10 protein-coding genes are annotated in these 14,457 nt (G+C 61.2%); 4 read left to right on the forward strand and 6 right to left on the reverse strand.

The genetic code is table 11. The annotated features are described in order from the left end of the window. Positions 1-404 precede the first annotated feature (404 nt). The 3 genes from DXB53_RS07380 (at position 405) to DXB53_RS07390 (ending at position 3,971) form a co-directional block, all read left to right on the forward strand. Complete coding sequence (locus DXB53_RS07380) at positions 405-1,112, forward strand: hypothetical protein (RefSeq protein ID WP_117583946.1); 708 nt, start codon at positions 405-407, stop codon at positions 1,110-1,112. 99 nt (positions 1,113-1,211) lie between these two features. Continuing rightward, positions 1,212-2,306 (forward strand): hypothetical protein, encoded by a 1,095-nt coding sequence (locus DXB53_RS07385; RefSeq protein WP_117583947.1) that lies wholly within the window; start codon positions 1,212-1,214, stop codon positions 2,304-2,306. A gap of 294 nt (positions 2,307-2,600) precedes the next feature. Continuing rightward, positions 2,601-3,971, forward strand: coding sequence for an amidohydrolase family protein (locus tag DXB53_RS07390; RefSeq protein WP_117583997.1), 1,371 nt, complete (start codon positions 2,601-2,603; stop codon positions 3,969-3,971). A 153-nt stretch (positions 3,972-4,124) separates the two neighbouring features. Here DXB53_RS07390 and DXB53_RS07395 read toward each other — a convergent pair whose 3' ends face one another. From DXB53_RS07395 to DXB53_RS07420, 6 genes are all read right to left on the reverse strand, one after another. Further along, a complete protein-coding gene (locus tag DXB53_RS07395; protein ID WP_117583948.1) occupies positions 4,125-4,598 on the reverse strand; it encodes a hypothetical protein in 474 nt (157 codons plus the stop codon). A gap of 146 nt (positions 4,599-4,744) precedes the next feature. After that, a complete protein-coding gene (locus DXB53_RS07400; protein ID WP_117583949.1) occupies positions 4,745-5,017 on the reverse strand; it encodes a metal-sensing transcriptional repressor in 273 nt (90 codons plus the stop codon). A 186-nt stretch (positions 5,018-5,203) separates the two neighbouring features. Further along, complete coding sequence (locus tag DXB53_RS07405) at positions 5,204-5,425, reverse strand: heavy-metal-associated domain-containing protein (RefSeq protein WP_117583950.1); 222 nt, start codon at positions 5,423-5,425, stop codon at positions 5,204-5,206. A 152-nt stretch (positions 5,426-5,577) separates the two neighbouring features. After that, positions 5,578-7,917 (reverse strand): cation-translocating P-type ATPase, encoded by a 2,340-nt coding sequence (locus DXB53_RS07410; RefSeq protein ID WP_117583951.1) that lies wholly within the window; start codon positions 7,915-7,917, stop codon positions 5,578-5,580. 572 nt (positions 7,918-8,489) lie between these two features. Continuing rightward, positions 8,490-10,574, reverse strand: coding sequence for a DUF6273 domain-containing protein (locus DXB53_RS07415; protein ID WP_117583952.1), 2,085 nt, complete (start codon positions 10,572-10,574; stop codon positions 8,490-8,492). Between the two features lie 170 nt (positions 10,575-10,744). Further along, a complete protein-coding gene (locus DXB53_RS07420) occupies positions 10,745-11,707 on the reverse strand; it encodes an FHA domain-containing protein (RefSeq protein WP_117583953.1) in 963 nt (320 codons plus the stop codon). A gap of 580 nt (positions 11,708-12,287) precedes the next feature. On the opposite strand from DXB53_RS07420, the gene DXB53_RS07425 reads away from it, so the two are divergent. Then, entirely contained in the window at positions 12,288-14,447 is a 2,160-nt protein-coding gene (locus tag DXB53_RS07425; protein ID WP_199409699.1) for a DEAD/DEAH box helicase, read from the forward strand. The last annotated feature ends 10 nt before the right edge of the window (positions 14,448-14,457 follow it).

A 14,457-nucleotide genomic window follows, 5' to 3' on the forward strand; every position in this document is an offset into this window, starting at 1 on the left:
AGGCCCGATTTTGCCTCTTGACAATGTCCTGCTCATATTAAAAGGAACGTCCCTAAGTGCCGACAGTTAGGGACGTTCCTTTTCTGTCGGCATTCGGGGACACTCCTTGCGGATTTGCGAGCAGTTTGCTCGTTTGTCGACGTACGGGCGTTCATTTGTCGACTTCTTGGGCTGTGGTCACCTGTTGTTTAAGTGGTGGCTGCGGGCATCTGGCTCAAAAGGGCGGGTTGGCCGTCGATGTTTACCTGCGGTTTTGTTGCGGCGCGCATTTTCGGTCAAGCTTTTCGTCAAGTGTTTGGTCAGCATCTGGTTTGCAGCCGGAGGCCTATTTTGCCCGCGCTGGTCGTGGCTGCCCACCCTCCTCGTAAGCTCAAATTGAGGTCCATCAGTTTGAGGAGGATGCCATGACTGACCACGCTTTTGACCGAGCAGAGCTGGCTGAAGCCGTCGGCAACGATATTGCCGACATGGCTCACTTTTGGATGCTGCGGAAGTTTCAATTCCTGGAGCCGGCGCGCGAACAGTTCGAGATCATTGTCGACCCGTGGCTCAGCTATTGCACCGAGCCTTCGCAAAACGAAATCATGGCCTACAACATGGCGTTTACCGATTGGCTGCTGTTTGAGCGCCCCTATCGCCATGGCAAAACGCTGCTCGAGCTATATGTTGACGAGCCGCCGGCATCGCTTTCGCCTGCCTCGCTCAAGCGGCTCGAGCAGGTACGCGACACGCAGTATTTCTCGCGCTTTGGCATTTTGGACAAGGATCCTGCGTCCGGCATGGTCGTGCTGAAGGACACGCGCACCGATCATCGCTTTGATGTCTACGACCCGCATATCGTGCAAAAGGAGCATTGGAATGACGGCGCGATTGCGGTACGCCTCGCCTGCGTCGACGATGTCTGGCTGACGGCGGGACAACTCTATCTGTATGACATCGCACGCCTGAGTGACACGGCGGTCGATGGGCCTGGTGCGGTGCATCCCGAGGATCTGCAGGATGGCTTTGACACCTCGTGCATCAGCTTCTTTTTGCGCCTGGTCCGCGACATCATGGGCGCCCAGGGGCGTTACGTAAAGTCCCTCAACATCTACGAACAGGAATGGGAGTAGGGGATGGACGGTTGTCGCCCGCCTTGCCCTCTGTCTTTATGTCTCGATCTGTAACGTTTAGGGACAAAAAACCGGTCTACCTGGTACAGATCGAGACGTTTGTCGGCGGCAGCGGCGGCGGCGATGGCCCATTTCTCCGATGTGGTGGTGATGAAAGTGTCTAATACCGTTCTTAAACATAAGCAGGCGACACGTAACACCTTGGCGCGGAATAGGATGCTTGCCAGGCTCGCGAAGGCGGCTGAACAAGGCATGCTGTTTGTGACGCACGACCATGCCGAGCTCATGTGGCTGCGGCGTCATGTGGGAACCGATGATATTGCGGAGCCCGAGCCGTATTTGTTCTGTTTTCAACATGATTGGGATGCGTTGACACCGGCGGAGCGAGCGCTGCGGACCGTCAAAGGGCTTGCGGAGTTTCATCCCGATTGGGCGTTTTGGGGTTATGACGCGGCGCTTTTGTGGGGTCTGGAGGTGCCAAATGATCTGCTCGGGCCGCGGTTTCTTGTTAAGACGGGTTGTTCGGTGACGTTGAGTGCAGGATGTCGGCTGTTGCGTCCGCAAGCGGCGGGCGCACTTGAACAAGTTGACGGCGTGCAGGTGACGTCGTTTTGGCGCACGGTGGAGGATTGCCTGCTGCGCGCGCCGTTTTCGTACGGGTTGGCGATTGCCGATTCTGCATTGAGGGCAAGAGGCGTATCGCACGATGGTCTGTGCGAGCGCCTCCGCTCCGATTGCGAGGGCAGACGAGGGTATCGCAGAGCGCAGGTGATCGCGTCGTATGCGGACGGGCTGTCCGAAAACGGCGGCGAGTCTCGTTTTCGGGCGTTCTTTATTGCATACGGTTTTCCGGTGCCAGAGTTGCAGGTGGAGTTTCGCGACCCGCTCGATCCGAGCCAAGTGTTTCGTGTCGACTATTTTTGGCGGCTCGAGGACGGAACATGTGTCATCGGCGAGCTCGACGGAAAGGGGAAGTATACCTTGCAGAACGGCGAGGGTCGGGAGTCGGTCGACCCATTCGTGACAGAGCGTCAGCGGGAATCTCATCTGACAATGCTCGGGCATAAGGTGCTTCGGTTTACGTTTAACGAACTCAAAGACCCGGGGAAGCTGGTCGAGAAAATGAGGCTGGCTGGTATTCCTCGGCAGGCTGAATTGGCTGAGGAGTGGAGATGCCAGTGGTATGGGCGCTGAGAGGTTTTGTCTCGATCTGTAACGTTTAGAGGCTGTTTGAGCTCGTAATTGTTACAGATCGAGACAAGCCGGTGAAACGTCGACCGAATGTCTCGATCTGTAAAATCAAGGGCCTAATAACCCTGTACCTGTTACAGATCGAGACATTTCCCTGGTGTCGCTGGGGTGGGACTGCAACGTATTCCGTCCCCCACATCCCCTCTTTCCTCCGTTAACCGATATGTCTGTGGCAATCGGGCTGCACTGGATAACAATGGACAGATGTTCAAGTTTTCTGAGGGGGAGGAGCTCGATATGGCGTCTGCCGATCGTTCTACGTTGTTTATCAATGCGACCATTCTGGATGGCTCGGAGCATATGGAGCCGCAACCCGATATGGCCGTGGCCGTTGAGCGCGGTGTCATCACGTGGGTGGGGCCGAGTGCTGTGGCGCAGGCGCCTGCAGGTGCCAAGGTTATCGACCTGGGTGGTGCGTATCTCATGCCCGGTCTCATCAATATGCATGCGCATCTGTGCGGCTCGGGCAAGCCGGTTTCGGCGGGCGATGCGGGCGCGCTGATGAAGAAGCTCGATAATCCCGTGGGGCGCGCCATCGTGCGCCACATTCTTAAGGGCAGCGCCCAACAACAGCTTGCAGGTGGCGTGACCACGGTGCGCGGCGCGGGCGACCCGCTGTTTGCTGACATTGCCGTGCGCGACGCTATCGACGCCGGCAAGTATCAGGGTCCGCGCCTGGTAGCGCCGGGAACGGGCGTCACGGTGCCGGGCGGCCATGGCGCGGGCTTGTTCGCCCAGGTGGCCAACAGCCCCGTCGAGGCAGCCGAGCAGGTGCGAGACCTGTATGCGCGCGGCGCCGACGTCATTAAGCTGTTCGTAACGGGCGGTGTGTTCGATGCGACCGAGGTGGGCGAGCCGGGCGTGCTGCGTATGCCGGTGGAGGTTGCCGCGGCGGCGTGCAAGGCGGCGCACGAGGTGGGCCTGCCGGTTATGGCTCATGTCGAGAGCACCGAGGGCGTGAAGGCCGCGCTTGAGGCCGGGGTCGACACGATCGAGCACGGTGCCCCGATGACGCCCGAGATCCTGGAGCTGTATCGCGGCACCGCGGGCACACAGCTCGAGGGACGCGCGCCGAGCGTGACCTGCACGATCAGCCCGGCGCTGCCGTTTGTGTTGCTCGATCCGGAGAAGACCCATTCGACCGACACGCAAAAGAAGAACGGCGACATCGTGTGCTCGGGCATTATCGAGAGCGCTCGTGCGGCGCTGGAAGCCGGCGTTAAGGTGGGCCTGGGCACGGACTCGAGCTGCCCGTTCGTGACCCAGTACGACATGTGGCGCGAAGTCGCTTACTTTGCCAAGTACGTGGGCGTGAGCAACGCCTTTGCGCTGCATACGGCGACGCAGGTCAATGCCGAGCTGTTGGGCCTAGGCGGCGAGACCGGCACGGTCGAGTGCGGCAAGGCCGCCGATATCCTGGTGACGCGCGAGAACCCGCTCGATGACCTGTGCGCTCTGCGCGAGCCAATGCACGTGATGTGCCGCGGCAACCTGGTGCGCAAACTCAAGGTGAAGCGTATTCCCGAGGTGGACGCCGAGCTCGACACGATTATGGCCATGCCTGCCGAAGCGCTGGCCGAGGAGCTGGCCCGCGACGGCGTGGCGTAAGCGCCGGTGTGACGGGGGACAGTCGGCTCGTCGAACGCCGCCGCCTTATACAAAAAAGCCGAGGTCTCAGCAAGAGGCCTCGGCTTTTTTATCGAATAAATGCTTCAGATTTGAGACAAACACTACTGATTCATTTGCCCCACGGCGCGATGCCTAGGAGCGTGTTTCCATCTTGGCGTGGCACTTGGGGCAGGTGACGCGGATCTTGCCTTTGCCCTTGGGGACGGACAGCATCTGACCGCAGTTAGGGCACTTAAGGTAGGCCGTGGTCTTGCGGCCCTTCCACATCTTCTTGGCCGTTCGCTTGGCGCGCTCAAAGTCTTCCTTGCTGGTGCCGGCCGCGCGCGAGGCGTTGGCAGCCGCGGCGCCGCCACCCAAGCTGGCGACGAACTTACCTAGGCCGGGGACGTTTGCGGTCGCCGTGACAAAGGCATCGTTCTCCTTGCGGCGCGCGTCGATGTTTTTGGACAGACCGCGCAGCACGCCGAGCGCGATCACGGCGATGGCGATCCAGCTGAGCCACTGGATACGGGCCATCGACCCGATTATCGCGATGATAATGCCTGCGAAGCCCAACACGACGGTGAGCTCATCGGCGCCGTTGCGACCCTTCATAAAGTCATTCATGCGAATTGCCTTTCGTTCGATATGCTGCACGCCTTTATACCCGATTTAGAGCAAGGGGGACAGGTTAATCTGCGCCAATGTGGTGCAAACATACCTGTCCCCGGATCACCAAGACGGTGCAAAGAAGTCTGTCCCCAATGCCCCAATTACTTGGCGAGCTTGTCGACGACGCGCTCTATCTCGGCAAGCTTGGCGGCTTTGAGCTCCTCGTCGCCCGATTCGATGGCCGAGGCGACGCAGCCCTCAATGTGGGCCTTGAGCACGTCGGCGTTAATGCGCGCGAGGAGCGCCTGTGTGGCCATAAGCTGCGTGGAAATATCGACGCAATAGCGGTCCTCCTCGACCATCCGCAGGATGCCGTCGATCTGCCCGCGTGCCGTCTTAAGCATGCGAGTCACCGATTTATGGTCTGCCATCATGGCGGGTCCTCGTTTCTGGTCAATCCTTCAAATACCTCGCCCTCAGTTGCGGTGAAATAGTTCTTGATTGAGGGCTTGGAGCGCTAAAACAGGAACTATTTCACCGCAACTTCTGAAGGGCTGGTTGAGCGGTGGTTGCTGGGCGGCTATGTCGGCCGACAGCGGTGCCTGCTGGTGCGGTGGCAGCTAGGATGCGGTCACGGACAGGGCGTGGAATTTCTCGCCCGCGGCCTCGACGGCGGCGGCGAGCTGCTCGGCGGTCACGGTGTCGGCGCACTCCACCTGGACGGTCTGGGTTTCGTGATCGGCGTCGGCGTCGGTCACGCCGGCCACGTTGAGCAACGCCGTCTCGACGGTGGCGTCGCAGTGGCCGCACATGAGGCCGGAAGTCTTGATTGTGTAACGCATGGGTGTACTCCTTATCGATTGAGATTATCTGACAGTTTAGTCGTGAACAGTGTCATCTTAAAGGTGCGCTGAGGTGCCCGAGATTGCCCCGAAAGAGGAGCGAAGCGTACTTGGGTACGCGAGCGACGGTTTGAGGGGCAAGGTCGGGTGCTTCAGCGCGCCGTCTTGGGCTTAAAGGTTCGCAGGCGCAGCGCATTGCTTACGACGCACACGCTCGACAGGCTCATGGCCGCGGCGCCAAACATCGGCGAGAGCTGCCATCCGGTGAGCGGGAAGAACACGCCCGCCGCCAGCGGAATGCCGATGCCGTTGTAGAACAGTGCCCAGAACAGGTCCTGCTTGATGTTGCGGATCGTGGCGCGTGAAAGCTCGATGGCTCGGGCGACGTCCATGAGGTCGCTGCGCATGAGTACCACGTCGGCGCCCTCCTTGGCGATGTCGGCGCCGGTGCCGATAGCAAGGCCCACGTCGGCGCGCGCCAGGGCGGGGGAGTCGTTGATGCCGTCGCCCACCATGGCGACCTTGCCGCCCGCATCCTGCAGTTCGCACACGTGGCGTTCCTTGTCGGCGGGGAGGACGTCGGCGATGACCTGCTCGCTGCTCAGCCCCACGCGGCGGGCGATGGCCTCGGCCGTCACGCGGTTGTCGCCGGTGAGCATGCGCACGTCGACGCCGAGCTTGCGGAGCGCAGCGATGGCCTCGGCGCTCGTCTCTTTGACCTCGTCAGCCACGGCGATGGTGCCGACAAGCTCGCCGTTCTTGGCAAAGAACAGCGGCGTCTTGCCTTCGGCGGCAAATTGCTCGGCAAGACCCGCGGGCACGGTAACGCCCAACTCGTTCATCAGGCGTACGTTGCCGGCGGCGATGACATTCTGCCCCTCGCGCGCCGTTACGCCACGACCGGGCACGGCGGCAAAGTCCTCGACCATGCGCGCGACAATTCCGCGTGCCTCGCACTCGGCCATAATCGCCTCGGCCAGCGGGTGCTCGCTCGAGCGCTCCAACGCGGCGGCCAGCTTGAGCAGCGACTTTTCGCTCATGGCGGGCGAGCCGTCAGCACGCGTGGCTACTACGATATCGGTCACGGCAGGCTTGCCGCGGGTGACCGTGCCCGTCTTGTCGAGCACCACGGTGCCCACACTGCGCAGATTCTCCAGCGCCTCGGCACTCTTGAACAGAATGCCCATCTCGGCGCCCTTGCCGGTACCCACCATAATGGCGACGGGCGTGGCCAGACCCAGTGCGCACGGGCAGCTGATCACCAGCACGGCCACGGCGGAGGTGAGCGCCTCGTTCATGCTGCCGGTCAGTGCCATCCACACTACAAAGGTCACGACCGAGATTACAAACACCACGGGCACGAACACGCCGGCGACCTTGTCGGCCATGCGGGCGATGGGCGCCTTGGTGGCGTTGGCGTCCTCGACGAGCTGGATAATCTTGGCGAGCGACGTATCGGCGCCCACACGCGTGGCGCGGAAGGTAAACGAGCCCGTGCGGTTGACCGTGGCCGCGTTGACAGTGTCACCGGCGGTCTTCTCCACGGGAATGGACTCGCCGGTCAGTGCACTCTCGTCCACGGCCGAGCTGCCCTTGAGCACCACGCCGTCAACGGGGATGGACTCGCCGGGACGCACACGCAGCACCTGGCCGGGAAGGATGCTGTCGACGTCGACGGTGGTTTCGGTGCCGTCGTCGGCAACGACGGTCGCGGTCTTGGGTGCCAGGTCAATGAGCGCCTCGATAGCGCCGCCGGTCTTGGACTTGCTGCGCGTCTCGAGGTATTTGCCCACGGTGACGAGCGACAGGATCGTGCCCGCACTCTCAAAATACAGGTTGTCCATGCCCGTCATCATGGCCTCGTGGATTTGCCCGGCGGCCAGCCGGTCGGCCATGATAAACATGGCGTAGAGCGACCAGGCAATGGATGCGGTGGCACCCACGGCAATAAGGGCGTCCATGGTAGGCGCGCCTTGCGCGAGCGATTTAAACCCGTTGATAAAGTACGCGTCGTTGATGTAGACGATGGGGATGAGCAGGGCGAGCTCGGTGAGAGCGAGCGTCATGCTGTGGGTATGGTCGGTGAAGATGCCGGGCAGCGGCCAGCCAAGCATGTGCCCCATGCCTATGTAGAACAGTGGGATGAGGAATACGATCGAGACGATGAGACGAGTGCGCATGGCAGAGGCGGCGGCCTCCAGTTTTTTGGTGGGCGACTCCATATGGGCGGCGCCGGACCTGGCTTGCGTACTGCCGCTTTGGGCGGCGTCGGTGCCCGTGCTGACGGGTGAGGCCGAGTAGCCAGCACGATCGACGGCGGTGCAGATGTCGTCGGGGGTGACCTGCGCGGGGTCATAGTCGACCATCATGGAGCCGGCGAGCAGATTGACCGCGACGCTCTCGACGCCATCGAGCTTGCTCACGGCACGGTCCACGTGCGCCTGGCAGGCGGCGCATGTCATGCCGCCCACGTCGAACTTATCTTGAGCCATGGTTTCTCCTTTCTGTGACGTAGTGTCGGAAATGTTAACCAACCGATACTATACACCCATACCCCCTGGGGGTGTCCAGTAATAGTTGGAATGTATGACTTTTCATTACAGATGAGGGTGGCTGCTCAATCGGTGGCCGTCTCTGCCAAACATCTCAATCTGTAACGTCTGGACCGGTTTTTGAACCATAGCTGTTACAGATTTAGACAAACATTTCAACCGAAAACTAACGTCTCGATCTGTAACAACTAGACCCCGTTTTACCGAGTATTTGTTACAGATCAAGACAAACAGTTGGCAGGAAACTCAATGTCTTAATCTGTAACATCTAGACTGGTTTTTTGGGTTCTAACTGTTACAGATCGAGACAGACTGTCCGCGGTCAACTCAAATGTCTTAATCTGTAACATCTAGAGAGGTTTTTAACCCCTTACTGTTACAGATTGAGATGTTGTCTCGCGGGGTTGAGGTTTGTCTCGTTCTGTAACATCTAGACCTGTATCTGCCGAGCTAGTGTTACAGATTGAGACAATTGCCGGGGAGGGGTCCCGTCACGGCAAGACGCCCGCCGCCTAGATGCAGAATCCGGGAATCACGCAGGTTCGCTTGTTGGGCTTGCTTGCAGGCGTTGCGTACGTAAAGACGTCGCCGTCGCGTCCCACGCGATTCATATAGAGTGTGCCTTCGCTCTCCGATGTGTCGGGGCTCACCGTGCGCTCCCACCAGCAGGTGTCCTTGCCCTTCCACTGGCGGACCATCGTCTCGTTCGTGGAATACGGGCTCACCTTGAGCTCGCGGAAGAGTTGGTACTCCTTGCCCTCGCCGTTATAGATGTCGGCCAGGTAGTGAAAGTCCTCGGTAAATGACTCGGGTGGCTGATTGCCGCACAGCTCGACCATGGCGGGCAGCCAAAGGGTTGCGGGCAACTTGCTCAGACACGATGCACTTCTGGCGGCGCCAATGTTATTCGAGATCTTTTTGACAGATTTGATGAGTGCGCGCAACTCGTTGGGCAGCAGCTTAAGGCCGTCGCCATCGAGCCATTCCCGCAGTTCGCAATCTGCCCAGCCGGCGCTCAACGGTTGGGCCGCGGCGTCGCGCTCGGCAATGCCGGCATCGAACATAAACGTCAGTCCGGCCTTGCCCGTTCCGTCCAAAAGCTCGTCGTGGCGGATGCCCACGAGCTGCGCGCCAACCTGCAGTCCGTTGGTGAGCATGACGCGCTTGGTGCATGGATAGGGGATATGACCGTCATCGTCGAGCAGATGATAGTGCTTGGCGATCTCGCGTGCCTCGCTACGGGTCTCGGCGGCCTTAATCTTGAGCGAAATCTCCTGCAGCTGATCCCAGGTGTAGTCGCCAAGCGTACCGCGGATGCCGTCCAGGTAGTCGGGGATGCCGAAGCCATGGGTTGCCGCCCCGATAACGCCGAGCCCCGCAACGGCCGCGACAACGCCACCGATAATAAAGCGGCGGCGGGTCATGGCATCGTGCCGGGCCTGCTCCAGGATCTCTCGCGCGCGCTCGCAGGCGACGTCGACCTTAAGGTGCGTGCCAGAATCGATATTAATCGCGGCCTCGTCTCCTGCGCCTTCGCGGCCCTCGGATTCGGCATCGGTGAGGTATGCCGAGAGCACCTCGAGCATCTGCTGCTCGGTGGGACGATCGCACTGCTCGACTGAGATGCCTTTCATGATGATCTGGACGAGCGCTTCGTCGTCATTGCATCGCGGCTCGAGCGGCGCTGGCTTGGTCTTGGTCTTTATGAGGTAGAACGAGCCGGTTGCCGCGGCACCCGTCGACTCCACATCGAACGGTTTGCGACCGCTGTAGAGCTGGTACAGAACACTCGAAAGCGCGTAGACGTCGATTGCGGGCGAGCGGCGAAGGGCCGCGATGCCTTCGATATCCTGCGTGAGCATCTCGGGCGCGGCGTATGCGGGCGTGGCAAAGCGCCAGATGTCGGCGCGCCGGGTGATCGTGTCATCGCCGAGGGCCATGGTCGCGGAGCCCATGTCGATGAGACAGGGGTCAAAGGAGCAATCGACGATCTGCTGCTCGAGCGTTCGACTGGTGGTACGGAACATGATATTGGCGGGCGACAAGTCGCGATGGACGACCGGATTTACGAGTCCCTGGGTCATCAGGAGTGCGCGAAGCACGGCGTTTCCAACGGCGGCCACCATCTGGGTGGTTAGCCCGCCCGAGACATCGTGCGGAAGCAAGGGCAGCGCCTGCTTGAGCGAGGTGCCCTCGACCCACTCCATGAGGATGAGCGGGTCGTCCTCGCACGATCCATAGCCATAGACGCGCGGAAATCCGCGCAGGTGCGAGACGGTGCACAGATGACGGTACTCCTCGAACAGCGCGGCGGTGTTGGCCAGGTGCGCAGCCGCTTGCTCGGCGGAGCGATCGGGGGCTTGGCCGGAAAGGATGGCGTTGTCCTTGAGCAGCTTGACGGCAAAGACCTCGCCGCTCGTGTTGGTCGCGCGAAGCACGTGTCCGATATTGCCGTCGTCGCGGTATGCCGTCTGAAGAATTAGCGTCATAAACCGGCGCTTGGCATCGTCCTCGGCGCTGGGGTCGACCGCCACGGCGGTATCGAACGTGTCGAGACGGATGAGTTTGTCGCCAGGGGCGGTGTTGGTGGTATCCAAGGCGTTCCTTCGTTTGGTGGGGCCGCGTGCTCACACCGAGAACGCGATTATCGATTAAAGCCCATGATAGACGTGTTTGCCGATAAGCTGACTCGTATCGCTATTTATAGTGCAGCGTGCAACGTAAATGATATAAGACGAGTGACATCTGTTTCCCACGTCTCTACGCGCTAGTCCACAATAACGAGAAACGTTGTATAGAGACCCAAGTGAAGTCTGTCGCTGTTTTCGATTTCCACGGGGGGATAGACTTTGCCGGGCTCTCGTTGGTCGCGGGGCGGCTCGATTACGATATCGCCGTCGCCTGCGCCCGATTCGAGCACCGTGCCGTTGGTCGATCCAAGGCCCTGGGCGTACCAGTGCTCACCCTCAAGCCAAATGCGAAGATGCTCGCGCGATGCGTCGGCGCCCACATCGGTGATGCTGGGCGAGGTTTTGGGCAAAGAACCAATCACGGTGCCGCGCGGATCGCGTGTGAGGGGATGGATTTGCATGTCGACGCAGTTGTCGGCATGTGTCCTGAGCAGACCGAGGTTGGGGGCGACGGTGCGCGGCTGCTCCAGGCTGCCCATAAAGCCACGTCCGACGGTAGTTTCGGTGGTGCCAAAGTGCCCGCCCGTCTTGCTGTCGCAAAAGCGCTCGACGGTGGCCACGCCTTGAACGGGATCGGCGAGCGCTCCCGTTGCCACAAAGAGCATAAGGTAAAGCGTACTCTTCTCGCGCACGGCATTGCCGTCAAAGTTGTCGATGTGATTGAGGGCATTTGCATATAGGCGGCTGTCCAGCTTGTAGCTGGCGAGAGCCGACATCATTTCGTTGGCGGCCGGGCCGCGATAGTGCTCGGCGATTGCCTGATAGGCGGACTCGCCGCCGCCGAGCTTGCTGCAGATTGCCGCGGAAAGATTGAGCGTGGTGACGGCAAAGTCGCTGTAGATGGCGGGCGCGCACTGGTCAGGCTCGCGATGGACGATGTAACGGGTGAGATACGAGCGGTTGGAAGAGCATTTCTCGAGCAGGGTACTGCCGAGATAAGAGTTTCCATTGATGAGCATTCGGGCGATCTCGAGATGTTTAAGACCGCCGAACGAGCGAATATCGTTATAGAGGACCGAGCAAGGCGTCTCTGCTGCCACGGATACCTCCTTTGATTGCTTCCTAGCCAATAAGGCGATAGGAATTAATGGCCCCCGGTGGGCGACGTATTAAATGGCTGCGCAATATGTAGCGTAACCAAAGCAACATTATAGGCCACATGTTCGAAATTGCAGGAAGACTGAGAGATTTGGTTTGGACCGGACGGAAATCCCCCTCTGTCTTGATCTATAACAATTAGGACCGATTTTACTCGGTAACTGTTACAGATTGAGACGTTTGTGAACCGTGTCGACCGTTTGTCTCGATCTGTAACACGTAGAGGAAGATTTGCCCTGTAGATGTTACAGATTGAGACAATTGGCCCAGACCTGCTCCGTCATCTGTGGTTTACGTGGGGGCATGCGAAGCACGGGTATACTAACCCGCGGCGAATCTGCTCCATCGCTTAGGGCCGCTGCGTCTGGACGGCGCGTGATAGGGCTGCCAAAGCGATCGCCAGCGTGCTGAGCAACGTCCTCTCTGTGCGCACCCGTTTTTGTATGTATTAGCGCACTACCAAGCACGCCCGCGCGGCCGCATGCCGTGCCCATTGCGCGTGCAGATAAGGAACAACAACATATGCGTAATTCTGTATCCGACGTCACCGACGCCGAGATCCTGGACGAGACCCGCGAGGCCATGACCCAGGCTGCCTTCGATGCTGCCGATGAGGCCAATGCTGCCCAGGCCGTCGAGTCCGCTACCGAGAGCCTGCCCGCCTTTGACGAGCTGGGGCTTTCGGACGAGATGCTCCGTGCTATCGAGAATCTGGGCTACACGGCGCCCACGCCCGTTCAGGCCGGCTCCATCCCCGTGGTGCTCGAGGGTCGCGACCTGCTTGCCGCCGCCCAGACCGGCACCGGCAAGACGGCCGCCTTCTTGCTGCCGACCATGAACAACCTGGAGCACATTGCTCCGCCCAAACCCGTGCGTGAGCGCGGCGGCCGCAACCGCCGTCGCGGTGCCAAGAAGCCCGAGGGCAACGGCCGTGGCCCCGTGATGCTCGTCATCACCCCTACGCGCGAGCTTGCCCAGCAGATCGACGAGGTCGCGAGCAAAATCGCCGACGTCACCGGCCATGTTGCCGTGACCGTCGTGGGCGGCGTGAGCTACAAGCCCCAGACCGCTGCCCTCAAGTACGGTTGCGACATCCTGGTCGCCACGCCGGGCCGTCTGGTCGATCTGATCGAGCAGGGTGCCTGCCACCTGGACGAGGTCAAGGTGCTGGTGCTCGACGAGGCCGATCGCATGCTCGACATGGGCTTTTTGCCCGCCGTCCGCCGCATTGTGCGCGAGACGCCGGCCGAGCGCCAGACGCTGCTGTTCTCGGCGACGCTCGACGAGGAGGCCGTGGGTGAGATCACCGACCTGGTGAGCGACCCGGCCCGCGTGGAGATCGCGCCCGCCACATCGACCGCCGACACCGTCGACCAGTTTGTGTTCCCGGTGTCCATCGAGGCAAAGAACAACCTGCTGCCTGAGTTCCTCAAAAAGGAGGGCCCGGAGCGCACCATCGTCTTTATGCGCACCAAGCACCGCGCCGACAGCTGCTGCCGTCGTCTGGAGCGTAAGGGCATCAAGGCCGCCGCGATTCACGGCAACCGCAGCCAGGCCCAGCGCGAGCGCGCGCTTTCGGCCTTCCGCGACGGTACCGTCGACGTGTTGGTGGCAACCGACGTGCTTGCCCGCGGCATCGACATTAGCGACGTGCGCTACGTCGTGAACTTTGACGTACCGGCCGAGCCGACCGACTATATCCACCGCATTGGCCGTACGGGCCGCGCCGGCGAGCTGGGCTGGGCCATTACGTTCGTGACCGAGCAGGATGTCGATGAGTTCTACGAGATCGAGAAGCTCATGGACAAGACGGCCGACATCTACGAGGCCGGCGACCTGCATGTGGGTCCCAACCCGCCCGCCGTTGATCCCGAGCGCGATCCTGCGGCCTTTAAGGTGAAGAAGAAGACCAAGCGCGGCAAGTCCAAGAGCAAGAAGAAGCTTGAGCAGGCGCGTCGCGGCGGCAAGCGCAACGGCGACGATTACGGTGATGTGGCCGGTCGTTCCAACCGCGGTCGTGACGAGCGTCGCGGCGACGGCGAGCGTCCGAGCCGTCCTAAGCGCGGCGGCAAGACCCGCGTGCGCGAGGGCGTTCAGGCTCGCGTGGACGAGGCTGTGGAGAGCGTGGCTCGCGAGGTGGCTGCCGAGGAGCGCGGCGGTGCTGGTGCCGTCGAGCAGGTCCCGCGAGGCAACCGTGCCGAGCGCCGTGCCAAGCAGTTCCAGGGCGAGGCGCACCGCCGTCGTCGTGAGGACGAGGACCGTGGTGGTCGTCGTCGTGTTGAGCGCGAAGACGAGGGCCGTGGTTCGCGCGGCGGCAAGCGCGGCTCGGGCGACCGTCGTCGTTCCGGTCGTGATGACGAGCGCAGTGGCCGAGACGAGCGTCGCGGCGGCGAGGGCGCTCGTGGTAACGGCGGCCGCGGCGGTGCTGGTCGTTCTAACGAGTCGCGCGATCGTCGTGACCCGCGTGCCAGCCGCGATCGTCGCGATGACTGGCGCAACTACGACGATACCCGCGAAGAGCGTCGCGGCGGCTACCGTGGTGGTCGCGGCGGCAACCAGGCCGGTTCCCGTGGCGGTCGTGCCGGCGGTCGCGATAACCGTGGCAGCTATGGCAATAGTCGTGGTGGCAAGCGCGGTAGCAGCTCCCGTCGCCCCGGTGACGGCGGCGGCAAGCGCAAATAACGCACGCATC

Origin of the sequence: Collinsella sp. OM04-5, from assembly GCF_003439125.1 — a bacterium.
GTDB lineage: Bacteria > Actinomycetota > Coriobacteriia > Coriobacteriales > Coriobacteriaceae > Collinsella.